Origin of the sequence: Finegoldia sp. (assembly GCF_046991905.1) — a bacterium.
Lineage (GTDB): Bacteria > Bacillota > Clostridia > Tissierellales > Peptoniphilaceae > Finegoldia.
The window spans coordinates 1-15,728 of record NZ_JBKWZF010000017.1 but is presented as its reverse complement, the minus strand read 5'-3'; the positions used below and the strand labels follow the sequence as shown (position 1 = coordinate 15,728).

17 protein-coding genes are annotated in these 15,728 nt (G+C 31.4%); 11 read left to right on the top strand and 6 right to left on the bottom strand.

All coding sequences use genetic code 11. The features are described 5' to 3' along the window. Positions 1–15 precede the first annotated feature (15 nt). Positions 16–330, bottom strand: a complete 315-nt coding sequence (locus ACLUJM_RS07850) for a hypothetical protein (protein ID WP_008816945.1) — start codon at positions 328–330, stop codon at positions 16–18. Between the two features lie 1,018 nt (positions 331–1,348). On the opposite strand from ACLUJM_RS07850, the gene ACLUJM_RS07845 reads away from it, so the two are divergent. The 3 genes from ACLUJM_RS07845 to ACLUJM_RS07835 all read left to right on the top strand — a co-directional run bounded on the left by ACLUJM_RS07845 (position 1,349) and on the right by ACLUJM_RS07835 (position 5,161). Continuing rightward, a complete protein-coding gene (locus tag ACLUJM_RS07845; protein WP_008817836.1) occupies positions 1,349–2,629 on the top strand; it encodes a helix-turn-helix domain-containing protein in 1,281 nt (426 codons plus the stop codon). A gap of 348 nt (positions 2,630–2,977) precedes the next feature. Continuing rightward, positions 2,978–3,508, top strand: coding sequence for a DUF6431 domain-containing protein (locus ACLUJM_RS07840; protein WP_222859840.1), 531 nt, complete (start codon positions 2,978–2,980; stop codon positions 3,506–3,508). Positions 3,509–3,565: 57 nt separating this feature from the next. Continuing rightward, on the top strand, positions 3,566–5,161 hold the full coding sequence (locus ACLUJM_RS07835) for an ISL3 family transposase (RefSeq protein ID WP_008816942.1): 1,596 nt from the start codon (positions 3,566–3,568) through the stop codon (positions 5,159–5,161). 464 nt (positions 5,162–5,625) lie between these two features. On the opposite strand, the gene ACLUJM_RS07830 is transcribed toward ACLUJM_RS07835, so the two are convergent. The 5 genes from ACLUJM_RS07830 to ACLUJM_RS07810 form a co-directional block, all read right to left on the bottom strand. Further along, positions 5,626–7,113, bottom strand: a complete 1,488-nt coding sequence (locus tag ACLUJM_RS07830) for an ATP-binding cassette domain-containing protein (RefSeq protein WP_412412582.1) — start codon at positions 7,111–7,113, stop codon at positions 5,626–5,628. Between the two features lie 207 nt (positions 7,114–7,320). Then, entirely contained in the window at positions 7,321–7,593 is a 273-nt protein-coding gene (locus ACLUJM_RS07825; RefSeq protein ID WP_008816939.1) for a hypothetical protein, read from the bottom strand. Between the two features lie 128 nt (positions 7,594–7,721). After that, positions 7,722–9,851 carry a radical SAM peptide maturase, CXXX-repeat target family gene (locus ACLUJM_RS07820; protein ID WP_008819548.1) on the bottom strand — a complete coding sequence of 710 codons (2,130 nt, stop codon included), beginning with the start codon at positions 9,849–9,851 and terminating at the stop codon, positions 7,722–7,724. A gap of 198 nt (positions 9,852–10,049) precedes the next feature. Further along, a complete protein-coding gene (locus tag ACLUJM_RS07815) occupies positions 10,050–10,232 on the bottom strand; it encodes a hypothetical protein (RefSeq protein WP_008819549.1) in 183 nt (60 codons plus the stop codon). 93 nt (positions 10,233–10,325) lie between these two features. Then, a complete protein-coding gene (locus ACLUJM_RS07810) occupies positions 10,326–10,568 on the bottom strand; it encodes a hypothetical protein (protein ID WP_008819550.1) in 243 nt (80 codons plus the stop codon). 475 nt (positions 10,569–11,043) lie between these two features. Between ACLUJM_RS07810 and ACLUJM_RS07805 the strand changes: the two genes are divergently transcribed. From ACLUJM_RS07805 to ACLUJM_RS07770, 8 genes are all read left to right on the top strand, one after another. Continuing rightward, positions 11,044–11,379, top strand: coding sequence for a helix-turn-helix domain-containing protein (locus ACLUJM_RS07805; protein ID WP_008819551.1), 336 nt, complete (start codon positions 11,044–11,046; stop codon positions 11,377–11,379). A gap of 61 nt (positions 11,380–11,440) precedes the next feature. Further along, a complete protein-coding gene (locus ACLUJM_RS07800; protein WP_008819552.1) occupies positions 11,441–12,139 on the top strand; it encodes a LytR/AlgR family response regulator transcription factor in 699 nt (232 codons plus the stop codon). 2 nt (positions 12,140–12,141) lie between these two features. Continuing rightward, complete coding sequence (locus ACLUJM_RS07795) at positions 12,142–13,317, top strand: hypothetical protein (RefSeq protein ID WP_008819553.1); 1,176 nt, start codon at positions 12,142–12,144, stop codon at positions 13,315–13,317. Positions 13,318–13,330: 13 nt separating this feature from the next. Continuing rightward, entirely contained in the window at positions 13,331–13,855 is a 525-nt protein-coding gene (locus tag ACLUJM_RS07790) for an accessory gene regulator B family protein (RefSeq protein ID WP_008819554.1), read from the top strand. An 84-nt stretch (positions 13,856–13,939) separates the two neighbouring features. Continuing rightward, positions 13,940–14,056: a cyclic lactone autoinducer peptide gene (locus tag ACLUJM_RS07785; RefSeq protein WP_008819555.1), complete on the top strand. Its 117-nt coding sequence runs from the start codon at positions 13,940–13,942 to the stop codon at positions 14,054–14,056. A 168-nt stretch (positions 14,057–14,224) separates the two neighbouring features. Continuing rightward, positions 14,225–14,695, top strand: a complete 471-nt coding sequence (locus ACLUJM_RS07780) for a sigma-70 family RNA polymerase sigma factor (RefSeq protein WP_008819556.1) — start codon at positions 14,225–14,227, stop codon at positions 14,693–14,695. Between the two features lie 461 nt (positions 14,696–15,156). After that, positions 15,157–15,468, top strand: a complete 312-nt coding sequence (locus ACLUJM_RS07775; RefSeq protein WP_008819557.1) for a hypothetical protein — start codon at positions 15,157–15,159, stop codon at positions 15,466–15,468. Between the two features lie 67 nt (positions 15,469–15,535). Continuing rightward, positions 15,536–15,728: hypothetical protein (locus tag ACLUJM_RS07770; RefSeq protein ID WP_412412581.1), on the top strand; the 193-nt coding region annotated here is incomplete at its 3' end.

Here is a 15,728-nt window from a genome sequence, read left to right as displayed (position 1 = left end):
GGAATAGAGCGAGCTCTACTCCTTATTTTTTTTTGATTCATCCATTTCATTGAGACTATGTAATTCTCTAAGTATTTCGTTGCTCAAACTGTTGCTAAAATAATTAAGTTTCTGATAATCATCTTTCATAAAAATTATTGAAGCTGCCTCAACAAAGTGATTATAACATTCCGTTAAATCTTTAGATAAATTTTGTAACAAAGGTGCAACCTCAGTTAAAGCTACATTGTCATCAGTACCAGCCGCAAAACTTACAAACATCAAACACTTTACTAATTCTGAAAATTCATCAAGCATTTTTCCATACAAATATTCATAATCATTTTTCATATCATATCCTCCCGACTTAAAAATATCATTTTATTGCTATTTAGTCATTTGTGCAAATTATAGATTCACAGATTTGACATTTTAGAATAAGTGCTTTTTTCCTTTAAATTTATCTGATACGTTGACTAAAGTATAAACAAAGGTCAGCAAACGTACCGGCCTTTGTTTTTTTCTATTTCTTCTCTTTCTATATCCAATAAAGCTTTATCATTAAGGTCGTTTAATTAGAATGATACTGAAAAAGCTATAAATATAGACAACCATCTCCTCTGTTCACATTACAGTGCAAAAAATTGCACGATAGCTTTATGAATATAGACCATGATACTCTTATTTATTACGAATTTTCTATTAATAGTGGAGCATCCATTCTTTTGCATAACACCATTTTAATTAAATTCAGCTTTTCGTTAAATAATCTAATTATGCTTTGAAATTCACTTTATCGCTAATACTTAGACTCTTCTTGCGGGTTGGATGAAATTAAAAATACATTCTTCAGAGCAAGGATTTGATTGCTTTTGCTGAAACATAAAAAAAGCATTATGGTATCTTAAAAAGAATATTTAAATTGTGTGTGGGTGAAACAAGGCATGGAAAAATGTTGGGGACAGCTAAATCATTCAACGCTCATATATTTAAACTGAATTGGGGAATCCTACGACTGCTCACGATTAGCAGTCTTTTTTCATTTGTATTATAATAATCATAACGGAGTCAGAGAAAATAAAAAGAAGAGACGACCTTTGCACAGTCACCAATCTCTTCCTACTCTCTTGAGTAATTTTATGATACTATATTTCTCACAGAAATTCAAACATATTTCTCATCTTTCTGAATCTGCTGAAGTGAAAAGTTAAATTCCACTTTCAAAGTAGCTAAGTAGAAAAGACTCTTACACAACAATCTAGTTGAATTTACACTTACAATTGCATTTAGTCTTTCATATATCCTTTTTTATATCTATGATGAAGGTAACCGCTGGTTATTATCATACACATTACAAAGGGTGATGAATATGGCAACGAACAAAAACAAACATCTGACTCAGGACGATCGCAATGTCATCGCGATCGGCATCGTTAATGGTTCTTCTAAAAAAGCTATTGCTGATAATCTAGGCAAAGATAAATCTACGATAGGTAAGGAAATCCGTGCTCACCGTTATCTCTCTCATAAATCTACACTTTCTCTAGAATGCGAGAACTATGCTCACTGTAAGTTTAAGAGAAAGAATTGTACTGTCAACTGCCCTGATTATTCTAAGTTCCGCTGCAAACGCAGAGATCGTACTCCGGGAGCTTGTAATGGCTGTGAGAAACTGAAAAGCTGCCGCTTTGATAAATACCTCTATAAACCTACGATCGCCTATGAGGAATACCGTAGCGAACTCGTTGAGTCTCGAACCGGAATCAATCTGACCTCATCAGAAGCTGTAGAGCTAGGCAATACCATCAAGCCTCTTATATTAAAAGGTCATTCACCTTATCAGATCATAGCTGCACATCCCGAACTTGGAATCAGTGAGAAGACACTCTACAACTATATTGAACAAGGTGTATTCGAATGTGTTGGCATTGCTAATATTGACCTTCGTATAAAAGTCAAAAGAAAAATGACCGCTAAGAAGAAGACGATCTATAAAAAACGACAAGACCGTAAATTCCTTGTTGGACGGCTTTACACAGATTACCAATCCTATGTTGAGTCTGAGGAAATCACACACATTTTACAAATGGATACAGTCTATAATGACATTTCCAATGGACCGTTTATCCAGACTTTCAAATTCATCAAATATGGGCTCCTGTTTGCTGTATATCACGACACGAAGACTGCTGCAGATATGGTTGACGGACTAGCTGTTCTTGATTCCATCCTTGGAAAAAGCCTGTTTGAACAGGAAGCTCATATAACACTCACTGATCGCGGAGGTGAATTTACTGATGCTGAGCATATGGAAAAAAGAGACGATGGTACCAGAAGGACACGAGTCTTCTATTGCGACCCTATGCAGTCCGGGCAGAAAGGAAGCCTGGAAAATATGCATCGTGAATTACGTTATATATTACCTAACGAAGTAGACTTACGCAGTATCGGCCTGACCGATCAGACTTCCTTGAATGTAGCCATCTCACATATCAATTCCAGTGCCAAGGAACATTTGAATGGAAAATCCCCATTTGAGCTATGTGAGTTCATGTGTCCGGAATTAGCGCAGAAACTTTATGAATTTGGTCTACAGAAAATAGAAAAGGACGAAGTGATACTTCGTCCAAGCGTATTGACTCATAAGTAACAAACAGATGATATAAAGAATGATAAGAGCAGCGGCAAAGAACAGTTATTTATAGTGTAACTATAAAATGGAAGTGGAATTTAGTTATACATAGGCATAATGGAGCCTATTTTCAGTGCGCTTATTCATTTTATCTATCATTCGCACAATGACCACTTTCTTCACATTTTTACTTACTTCTACCTATTTGAAACCCTTTCTAACGCTATATTTATGCTCTGTATAGACTTTTGTAGAAGAAAGTTCCACATTTTTTATTCGCCTTTTGAAAGTGGAATTTAACTTTTCACTTCAGCTCTTTCTGAATCTTCTTTACAGGAGCTATATGACAGACAAGTAGATAACCATATCAAATCTTTTGTCTGCCCTAATGACAAATGTTCCAATGAGCATTCCCTTTCTATCGATTCTTCCTATCAGCGTTATGTATACATTGAATCAAATGTATACCTGATTCTCAATATCCGTGTTGTGAAATGTGAAGAATGTGGCACTTATCACGCTATACTTCCTTTTTTTCTCCTCCCCTTTTCCTCTTATTCTTATTCTTTTATCATCAAAACACTCTATCTTTATTTTTTCGGTTCTATACAAGGTAATAAGACAAAGGTATGTGCAGCTATGAATATTTCAAGATCTGTTCTCAATCATATGATCCTGATGTTTTCCAAAGAAGAAGTAAGATCCGCAAACAAAGAAATCAATATGATGAAATTGAAATCAGGTTTAGATCGTATCATGAGCAAACGCCAGGATCTCTATGTTTTTCTTTTATCGTTCATTGACTGTCATAATCATATTTTATTTCTTCTCACTACGATCATGATCAGGTCTTTTCATGTCGCAGTTTTCAAACCTCCGAATAAATCTGAGAAGTGACCTCCTGTTCATTCTGCATTATGCTTGATTTGTAGAAGAAAAGGAGGATTTCCATCAATGAAATCAAATAAATGTAACAACCAACTCATAATGAAAGATTCTGATACATTATCTGATACCCTTTCTATGCCTAAAATCATAGACGACCATCTTATCTGCACTCTTTTTAATCTTGACCCTCATAAGATACAGCTGGTAAAGTGTGAAAGAGATCCTGCAGCCAACGTTACCGTTATCCATATCACTTTACATCCGACATATCCACCCTGTCCCATATGTGGTGCGAGACGTCCGCTGATCAAAGATTATTATATACGGAAAATCAAGCATTCTGTCCTTAATGACTCAAGAACCGTCCTCAGTTTCAGAGACCGCCGCTATCTTTGTCCTTTCTGTCATCATACCTATTTCGCCATGAATCCTTTTACTGAAAAAGCATTCAGACATTCTTCCCTGACTACACAACTCATCTTGAAAGATCTGAAAGATCCTAATATGACCATGAGCGCAGTCGCAAGAAGGCATCATGTTTCGTCTACTACGATTGCGAATGTATTTGATGCCCATGTGGACATCGGACGGCGGCGACTTCCTAAGTTTCTCAGTATTGATGAAGTATACGCATTCCGCAGTGATAAAAGCAAATACATCTGTGTTCTTCTTGACTATAAAAACAAAACTCCAGTTGAAATACTGCCATCAAGAACCTATGAGGATCTTATGCGTTTCTTCTCCGCAATACCTATTGAAGAACGTCGCGAAGTTTCTGTATTCAGTACAGATATGTGGAGAACGTATCGTTCAATCGCTCAGAGATATCTTCCAGCCTGTATTGTGATCGTGGATCACTTTCACGTAATACAGGAGTGTAACAGAAGACTGGACAAGATAAGGATCAAAACACAGAAATCATTCAGCCGTAAATCAAATGAATATTATCTTCTTAAAAAATTCAGCTGGATTTTATTCAAAAATGATGAACATCTGCTGGATGCCAATCAGAAGAAACGTTATAACAGAAAGATGAAACAATATCTGAATTATCATGATATCAAATATAAGCTTCAAGAATCTCATCCTCATCTGGAAACTGCAATAAATTTAAAAGATTCCCTCTGTATGTATTATGATACGATCAAACTGATCGAGAAAGGAGAAGATCCTGCATATCAGGAAATACTGCCTGAACTGAAAATAAAAGAAGATGGTAAAGCAACGATCCGTTCGAAAAAGCTATATGATGAAGCAAAGAAACGAAACGATAAAAGAGTTCTGAGCGAAGCAGAAACCCTCCATGAGCTGGAAGAATTGATAGACAGATTCAGAGCCTGTCCTTTGGAGGAATTCAGCAGTTTCGCTTCCACTCTCAACGAATGGAAACATGAAATAGTAAACTCATTACGTATTTATACTGAATTAGATAGAAAAGCAATGTCGAACGCATTGATCGAGAATCGCAACAAAATTATAAAGAACGTAAAAAGGACTTCTAACGGATATGGAAACTGGCGCAGATTCAGAAACAGGCTTATGTTTACACTTACCCCTGAGAGCACGTTTTCTCTTATGGCTGATGAAACGGTCATTGAGCGGAAACGCAAAAGCAATCATGAACATTATATGAAATGGAAGAGCAGTCATGAACGAATATAACTGTACAACGATCGAACAATTTTATATCTATAAATGGATTGATGAGAATTTCATTATTGATCGATTACGGATTGGATACTGTAACAAAAATACTATATACGTGATCGATCAAGAGGATAGCTATATGACTGCCAGTTATTCGAAGGGTCGTATCATTCTGTTATATAATGTCAACAATCAGATCTCATCAGAAGTTATCCCACTTAAAAAGACGCAATTAGGTTACATTGCGTCTTAATGGTTTAAACTGAATCGGGGTACTAGTAACCCCAATTTAATTTCCCTGGTTTTTAGGCTCTCCCCAAATCAATTTAGAGACCCCTTAAAAACGTCCATAATGCTTTGGTCTTAACACTAAGCATGTTAAAAGGTAGTTTTCTCTCCTGATTATAGCATTACTACTTTCAAATCAAAGCTTAATTAATTGGAAATATCTTTTTCCAACTTTAACATTAATATTAAAATTAACTTACTTCTAGTTTTCCTTTGTTTAAAGTAAATATATTTGCCTTTCTGTCAATCCAATCAATATCATGAGTTACGACGAATACAATTTTATTTTTATATAAATCAAATATCTTCCCCATTATTATTCTTCTTGAATTGAGACTAATAGAACTACAAGGTTCATCCAATATGATTACATCATAATTATTGACTAGCAACCTTGCCATAGCTAATCTTTGTGCTTCACCTCCAGATAGAACACAGCCTTCATTATCGAATTCACGATATACTTGAGTGTTTATACCATTAGGTAATTGTTTGATTTTATCATATAGACCTACGATTTTTAATGCATTCTGGACTTTCTTTTCATCATTTTCATTTTCAATCTTTCGCATCAATATATTTTCAGCAATAGAAAATGCGAAAAGCACATAATCTTGAAATAATACTCCCATCTTATCATAATAACTTTCTTTATTAAAGTTATTTGCTTTTATGGAATTTACAAACAAATAGCCATCGTTTGGCGATCGTAGCAGACAAAGAAGACTTAATAATGTACTTTTTCCTGCGCCATTTTCTCCTAAAATTATATGTATTCCCTTTTGAAATACTATAGATATATCATCTATGATTATGTTATCCTCATTATACCAAAATGAAACATGTTCTAACGCGATTTCATGAATCTCATTAATTTCTGTAGTAGATAAAATGTCCTCTGTTTCTTGCCTTAAAAAATTTACAAGAGGTTCCATATATAATGAATGCTCATAGAAATTTGGTGCAATTTTAATAATAGAAAGCATTTGATCTATCATTTGAGAAACACCAGATAGTAATAGGTAAAAGTTGGTAACAAGAATGCTACCAGAAACTACAGAGCGAGATATTTGCATATACTCTATACCTAAAGTTAATACCAAAATCAATTGTTCTAATGAAAAATTAGGAAATGTCTTTCGTGCATACTTCTTAATTAGAGAAATTTGTGAATACATAGAATTTTCATAATCTCTTAGCAGTAATTGATTTATTCCTTTATTAAGTCGTATTTCTTTTGCATTCTCAAATAAATAAAATATCCTTTTTGAATAATCTGCCTTTCTTACAAAAGGTATTGATTCTTTATATCTCTTATTTTGGATTTTGGCGATTATCATTGTAAAACATGTGATAATTAAGACGTTAATTATCACTATAATAATCAAAGCTGCATCGTACATACTAATAATCGCGATATAGCTTGATATCCCTAGAATACATCCAAAAAAACCTGCTAAATCTTGGATAACTGAAATAACTCTTGAATCCATTTGTTCCAATGATATGGAAAATTTATCAAAATAATCAGGACTTTCATATGAACTATAATCAACATTTCTTGATTTTTCATAAACTAGCAAATGTAGTTTTTTTGATAAAACTAAACTTTTTGTCGGTATCATGTAGATGTTGATCCATCCACAGATTACACTTGAAATTAGTTTCCATATAATCATCAGACATGTCCACTCTAATATCTCTAAAAGAGAAGCTGTTGACATAAGAATATTTATCACTTTAGTTATATAAAACATGAATATCAATGGGTCCAGTGTATTAACTATTTGCATTATTATATAAAAAACTAGAATGGATGCTTGATTCTTCAATATTAATTTCAATATAAACAATATATTGCTGATTATTTTATTGATTTTCTTCACTTAATTATCATCTGTGTAAATTTCGTTAGTTAACAGATTAATTTTCCAATCTTTATCAGCAGATAAAGCGTATGTTTCAAAAAGTTCAAGCCATATTTGCTTATATTGTTCTAATGTTGTTTTATACTCTTTATCTAATTTTATTAGACTATTGTCACTTAATTGATTAGATATTTTTTCTAAATTTTCTAGAGCATGCTTTTTCTCCAAAATTGTATCAATTCTTATTCTTTCTTCATCACTTATTTTCTTAACGACTTGTCTTGCGGTCATGTATATATTACTCCTTTCTTTTCGTTTATGCGAATCATTTAATCCAATGTTTCATAATATTCATTCAGTTATTATTAAAATTTCACTGAAACATATTAGTAAAATACACTTCTACCCTGCATTATTACTTAATAATCAAAGTGAGGCATTATAGGTTTAGCTGAAATAATTGGATCTAAATTCTTCACTTTCTCTAACTTGACACTGTTTATGAAAGCCTCGGGTATACGTTTCTGAAGTTCATAGGCGACATTTAACTCAATATTACTTTTTCTACATTGATATGATGGAGAAACATTAAATTCATCAGTGCTTTCTTTGTTTAGATAAACACAATTCAAACACTGATTTGCTTTACAATTCTTACATAAAAAATGACTTTTTGCATTGAATAATTTATTGTCAAAATTAATGCCATTCTCTAAACATCCAACATCATTTTTATTATTACTGTAAAAACTAGGACAAATATAAAATCGGCCATTTGGAGCAAATGCAAAAAGTCTATCCCCAGCTTTACAGTTTTCATGAGTGTCCTCATACATCACATCGTTTAAAACGTTTATTTCTTTCACTTCACCAGTAATCTTGAAACATTGTACTAAATAATCTGATATCTGCATCAATTGTTCTTGGTATAAGTCTTCCTGAAAATTTTCATTTAATCCAATTACATTTAAATTAACTCTATCTGTAAATTTAAATACTTCAGTTATAAACTTATAAAGTGAATCAATTTGATCTTGATTTATATTAAATATACATCTTGAAATTCTATTACGTAATTTACCAAGTGTATCAGGTTCAATTACATATGTGACATTTTTTAATGTTTTTGAATGCTCATAATTCTGAATTGGAATTATATGTTCAATAATAAAAGAATCATAAAAGTCCTTGCTTTCAAAATTATATAATTCATTTGAATGTATAAATACAGGCTTATAAAAATTTTCTCTACAGAAATTTAATCCTTCCTGTATTAAATCTTGATTCATGGTTTTATGACTATTACATTTGTTTTCAAATTGACAAAAAGATACATAATCGTCAGAAAGTATAAAGTATAAATATTGATGATTGCTAGAATAATTTTCTCTAGTTATTCCTTTTTGATTATAGAGCTTTGCAAAAAAATAATCATTCGCCCTAACTCTTGCCTTTTGCATCAAACAATGATATACAGTTCTATTGAAAATTGTATCATTTTTAGATTCATCATAGTTAAAGCCTTGACAATACGGGCATCCTTTAGCAACTGGACATTCAATACATTCTTGGCTACTTATCATAGAAGCATCTATACATGCATATGTTCTTAATTTTTCTTTATCTAAACCTTTTTCTATATTTCCAATAACCTTTGCTTTTTTATTACTTAATGAATTAGGTGAGAATCGTATACATGGATAGATATTTCCAGAACAGTCTATTGCCAACATTTTCCCAGCTCCACAAAAAATACTATTCAAATCACCTTGTGTATTAAATCCACCTAAAAAGTCCATAAAGAATGTACATTTATACCCTTTATCGTATAATTCTTTATCAATAATGTGATCTGCTAAACTCATCAATTCTTGTTCCAAAATCTTATCATCACCAGTATTCCAAACATCTTCATATACAACATTCGCTGCAACATCATAAATACCTAAATCCCATAATGCTAATATACTATCTTTCAAATAAATAAGATCTGGACTAGAAAACGTGACTTTTGTTGATGGTACAAATTGTTGTTTCCATAATGGCAAAATCCTCATGATATCATCATAAGAACCTGAACCATCTACTTTAACTCGATTTAAGTCATGCTTTTGCTTATTGCCATCAATACTTATTCCAAATGATATTTTATGAATATTTTTTTTGATGAAATTTTGAACCTTCTCATCTTCATATAGTAATCCATTAGAACAGATGTTGATTCTATATTGCCAGTACCATTCATCAGATAATTCAAAAGCCTTTATTTTAAAGTAGTCACATATTTTATCAATTAGCTCAATTTCTAAAAGAGGCTCTCCACCAATAAAATCTAGTACGACTTTTTTACTTCTATTTAATTTATCTGACATTAAATAGTCAATAAATTTTTTTGCGGTACTAAAATGCATTCTTTTATTATTTTCTTTAGCTACTACATAGCAGTATTTACACCTTAAATTGCAATCACTAGTTACTATAAAAGTAATTGTTTGTGTATCATCGCCTCCCCATAGTGGGAGATTTTCACCTATTGTATATGATGTCATGTTTTTTTAGTCAAAAGACTATTCCCTCCTTTTTTATAAAGGCAATCAAAAATTTTGATTGCCCCTATATTTACCCCGTTAATAGCTTTATCTTTTATCATTTGCATTGAATTATTACTTGTTATATCCTTAGCTTCTTTACATTGCCATTCCAGTGTCAAATGCCGATTTTTATGCAAGACAATGTATTTTGACTACTCAGATATTTTTTTTAGCATTGTCACTCTGATAGCCAGCGCCACCTAGAGAGCAATATAATGCGCATATCATTGAACATGATTTTACACAAGCGGTTTGACAACTGTTTAAACCACAAATAGGCATTCCGCCTCTAGCTGTAGAATTTAAATCAACATTGTCTTTTTTACTTGAATAGTTCATAGAGCACCCCCCTTTCCGTATGTCTCATATGATAAAAGCATTAAGCTATAACGTCCGATTATTAAGAAAATAGCCCAAAGTAATGATTATTGTTTAATCTTGTCTATACACTAAATAGAAAACAAGAACCCCAACCTCAACTATAGTATAAGGCATTATCCATAAATATGCTGATTCAGGATGTATGTCACTAGAAGGAATATACCCTTCTTCAATTTGAATTTTACCGCTTTTTAAATCTTCTAACTGTTTTTTATTATGATATATATGGTAAGCCATGATAAAAGGTAAGATTATGATAAATATTAATAAAATCCGCACCCTTATTTTCTTCATGATCGCCCTCCGCATATAATATTTCTGTACCAAATAGATATATGCATTCTGAATTTCTACTTATGTATTTCTATATCTTAATTATATATCGTTTACAATATAAAATCAATCAGCTTTTCTCATTATTTGAAAATTAAACCTTTTAATCCAAAAATAGGGTTTAAATGATTCAAATTATTTAAACTCAATAGTAAGCAAAACTTATCTATGGATAGCGAATGTCATTTATGATTTATCAAAATAATTGCTGGTAAATAACATGTATATATAACGATATCCTGCCATAATCGTGATAAGATAATGGTTTTCTGCTTTTTTATTATTGTTAAAGATTTTGTAACTTAAATCATTCTTACTAATATCAATGCTAATAGCATGATTTCATATATTTTAGTTTATTCAAATGCATAGCTGGAAATACTATAATTATAGTAATAAAAGTAATGCTATTTGTATTATAAGAGGAATGTTTAATATGACTAAAAATGAAATGCGCGATAAGATAGGTAAATATATAAAACGGGAAAGAGTAAAATATAATATTACTCAGCAAGAACTTGCTGAAAAAACGAATTTATCAGTTGTATATATAAGTGAAATAGAGCGTGGCATTAAAGCTCCCGGATATGTTGCTTTAGCTCGCATCATTGATGTTCTACATATGGATTCAAGGATTATATTTCCTTATTCACCTGATCAAAACTTAGATATCAAAAAAATATATGAAATCTATTGTGATGCAGGAAAAACGTTGAACAAGGACGAATTAATCCAGATTATAAATTTAATAGGTATGATAAAGAAAGCATAAAACTCTATAGATAATGTGGGGTGTATTGTAGTAATGATATGAATAAAGGGGGGTTTACCTGATGATAAAGATTGCATTAGTAGATGATGATTCTGATTTTATTGATTACGCATCTAAGACTATTTATAAAATGCTAGAAACAGATATCGTGATAGATACATTTACTACTGTAGATACATTCGCTTTAGCAATTAAGGATAATTTTTATCACATTATAATTCTAGACTATGATTTAACATCTGGTATTACTGGTTTTAGTATTATTGAGAATCTGAATTATGAATACGATCCCATAATAATCATGGTTACATCATACACAAACACAGATATTATGTCTGAAGCATTTGAATACAAAATTTACAGATATATTTTCAAGCAATCATTTGAAGATAAAATAGCTAAAGTATTTGATGCAGCAATAAGTGAAATAAGGGCAAGATTACAAACCTTGACAGTGAAAGACAAACAAAATACATACCATCTTAGAATCAATGACTTGTATTGTGTTTATTCTGAAAGTTACTATGTGATTTTCCAGTTAAAGAATTACAATATTCGCATAAGAATGTCTTTAAAAGATGTAACAGATCTGTTACTGCTACATCATTTTGTACATGCAAAAAGCAATACGTTGGTCAATATTTATCATGTAATCAGATTCAATAATGCTAAAGTTTATTTGGATAATGGCAGTTCTTGTTTATTAAGCAGAACAGGTTACAAGGAAATGTCTATAAAATTCAATAAATATAGAGTTTAGATATGAATGAAAATCTTATAAATGCCATTTTATGCATTATTGAAAATACAATAATTATCCAAGTTATAAACACCATGTTAGTATCCAAAAATTTCTACGCACAATTATTAATTGTTTGTATATTATCTGGATTCGCAATGACAGTTAATACGTTACACTATCCTTTTATGTTATTGACCGTATATCTGATTTTGTTCATTTACGTTTACTATAATTATGAAGGTAGTATTAAGAGGAAGTTTTTTGTCAGTTTATCCGTGTTTGCAACAAATATTTTATTAGCAAGTTGCCTGATACTTTTGGTTTCAGCAATAAGTGATATTGAAGTAATGATGGAAAATGACCTTGTATATTATTCGTTAGTTATAATCCAGAAATTCATTCTAATTACTATATTTATTCCTTTCCGCCAAAAAATGAAATTTAGCTTGATGAATTTGAAACTTATATTAGTAGAAATGATCATGTTTTTCATATGCAATTTATATGTATTTTATTGCTTTATATCTAAAGATATGACGATTCCTATCACTATAACATTATTAGCTTTCATAACTATAGTTTGCATTATCACTATTTATATTGTAATAAAATACAACAAAGAACTCCTGCGTAATCAGAATATAATGCTCCAAGATCATTATCTTGATAACGCTAATGCGAACATAGAATGGTACAATACTTACAATCTATGGATTCATGATTTTAGAAATAAATGTATGGATATGAGAATCGCTTTAGAAAGGAATGATGCTAGGCAAGCTTTAGACGTTCTAAATACTTTCTCTTATAAAAAAACTCCATTTCTTGCTATGACTTCCAATAAAGCATTAAACTACGTTATAAATAGCAAAAACTCCATTATGGAGCAAAAAAACATTCAATTTAATACAATTATTAAGGATGATCTAACGTTTATACAACAAGCTGATTTGATTCTCTTAATGGATAATATGTTAAGCTATGGTATTAATAAAACAAATCAATACATCAATCTGCAAATTTTAAAAGTAGAATTTGGTGTAAAAATCATAATGGGATATTCATTAGCAGAAAACAAATATTCAAAAGACAAGTATTTATTAGATAATTTAAAAGATATTATACATGCATATAAAGGTACTTTTGCACTTGAAGAAGATTGTATAAAAATTTGTTTCTTTAATATTGAAGCATAACTGGAGGTAGAGAATGGATAAACTCTCGGAAAGATTAACAAATTACATCATGTTAAATAACAAAAAGGATCTAGATTATGATGTAGTTCGCTATGGTATGGATGCCATATTATCAACTATATTATGTTTAGGGTGTGCCATAACAGTTGCGACCATTCTTAATGGCTTTAAATTTTCCCTGCTTTTCATCTTTTTTCTCACGCCGATAAAGATGTCATTTACAGGTTACCATTGTAAAACTCTAGGTCAATGTATAACTACGTATGGTATATGTGTAGGTGCATTCACACTAATTTATAAGTATATTATTCTTCAAACAGTAATGGTACCACTTGTAATTTTTTATTGCATAATGCTTTTTATTATATTTTTAATCAGAAATGAATTGAAAAAAAGAAACTTTTTTATGTTAGCAGCATACATCTTTGGAGGTACCATATCATATTTTGTGTCATATGACTTATTTGTGATATTAACACTTTCCACCCTCTTTGAGTTAGCATTATTATGCATGTTGCAACTAAATCATATCAAATAATGACAGTTTTATATCTCCTTGTATGAATAGCCTAGCGTCTTTTTTCACATTGTATAAAATTAAAGTGTGAAAGGAGGAGTGGTTATGTTTAAAGATATATTTACATCTATCGTTATGTATGCAGCGTCTACAGCTGCCGATCGTGTTACTTGGCTAGGATTATACCAACCGAAGAAGCCCAAGAACTTACATAAACGGTAAATTGTATTTAGTCCAGTGTAGTGGTGATAAACACTATATTGGACTTTTTTTCTTTTTACGTAAACTCCCTTTAATTATTGAGAAGAGAAACATATTTATTTTCTTTTTAATCCGGCCTCCACCCTCTATTTTTGTTTGCTTAAAAAAACGAAAATGGAGGAAAAATAAATGAAAGACTATTATTCAAAAAACGATTTTTGGGTTAGAAAGAATGAAGACTCAGATGAGAGAAAGTATTATATAAGACTTAATGGAATGTATATAGAAGTATCTAAAGACGTCTTTGACACTTGCTATTATTCCTATAGGAAAGAGCTGAGAGATAAGAAACGGGATCAAGACCTTTTATCTCTAAACACATTGAATGCAAACAATCACTCCCTGGAAGATATAATAGGTGTCTATGATGATACGATACAGAGTATCAATGATAATATTTTGATAACAAAAATCAAAAGCATTATCAATAGCTTTAATGAAACAGATAAAAATATTGCATATCTGTCATTATTTGTTGGTGAATCAGATGAAAAAATCTCTAAAAAGATGCATATGAAACGCTCTACAGTTAATTATCATAAACACAGAATCTACAAAATTTTACGCGAGCAATTAACAAATCTTGAAGAGTGGCTATAAGCCATTCTTCTTTTTTTCATTTTTATTTGGCAATTTATGTTTTTGATTATCCGTTATTAGGGTAAGGGGAGCTTTATGCCCTACTCGTTCTTTGACATCATTATCACAAAATTGTGATATTTATAACCAGTTGTTGAACGTTGACCAACTGATCCTATCTATAGGATAGCACATCAATGTGTACGCCATGATTTTTGCTATGAAAAAATGCAAAAGAGCGAATAATACACGATTGAACTAGCAATCATAGCAGATTGCTTTGCCATGAAACAGTTGGAGATAATGATACTTCAGATGATGCCACCTTGGTTGGTGGAGGCTGAAATGCCTATGAACGTCCTGCTAGGACTGTCAACGACTGCCCATTATACAGGGGAGAGGATAATATACTGTATTCATTTACAAATAAACATACAGTGCGCATTGCGCACTGGTACATAATTTGAAAGGAGGATGATTTTATGAGGGCTTGGGTTTACTGTATAGTCAGAGAAGAAAGAAGCTGTACAGAACTTGGGAGATTACGCCAAAAATGTATTGAATTTGCGGCAGATAGAAGATTTCCGTTATTGGGCATAACATCTATCAATCTGGCAAATGGACGTTGTCATATAAAAGATCTGTTGCATGATATTGTCACAAATGATATCGACTACTTAATCGTTGCAAACATAGAATTGCTTACACCATATAAGCATAGATGGCTCTGTGATACTTGTTTTAAGCAGAATATTGCAATTATAAAATTTAGAGATGAAAGTGAGGTGAATTGATATGTTATCAAATCTGGAGTTGTGGTATAATCTATATATAGATACATCATAAAGGGGGTTAGAAAAAATGAACTTGATTGAAAAATTTGGAAAGAAAAAATTTTTTATCACTGGTGGTGCAATTATCATAGCACTAATCGCAATAGGTATAGGAATTTGGTATACAGGTGAACAAAATCATAAACAAAAAGTGCTTGATGCATTGGATATCACATTCAAGGAGAATGTTTATATTGAGTATGGTGTAACGAAAGTAGACT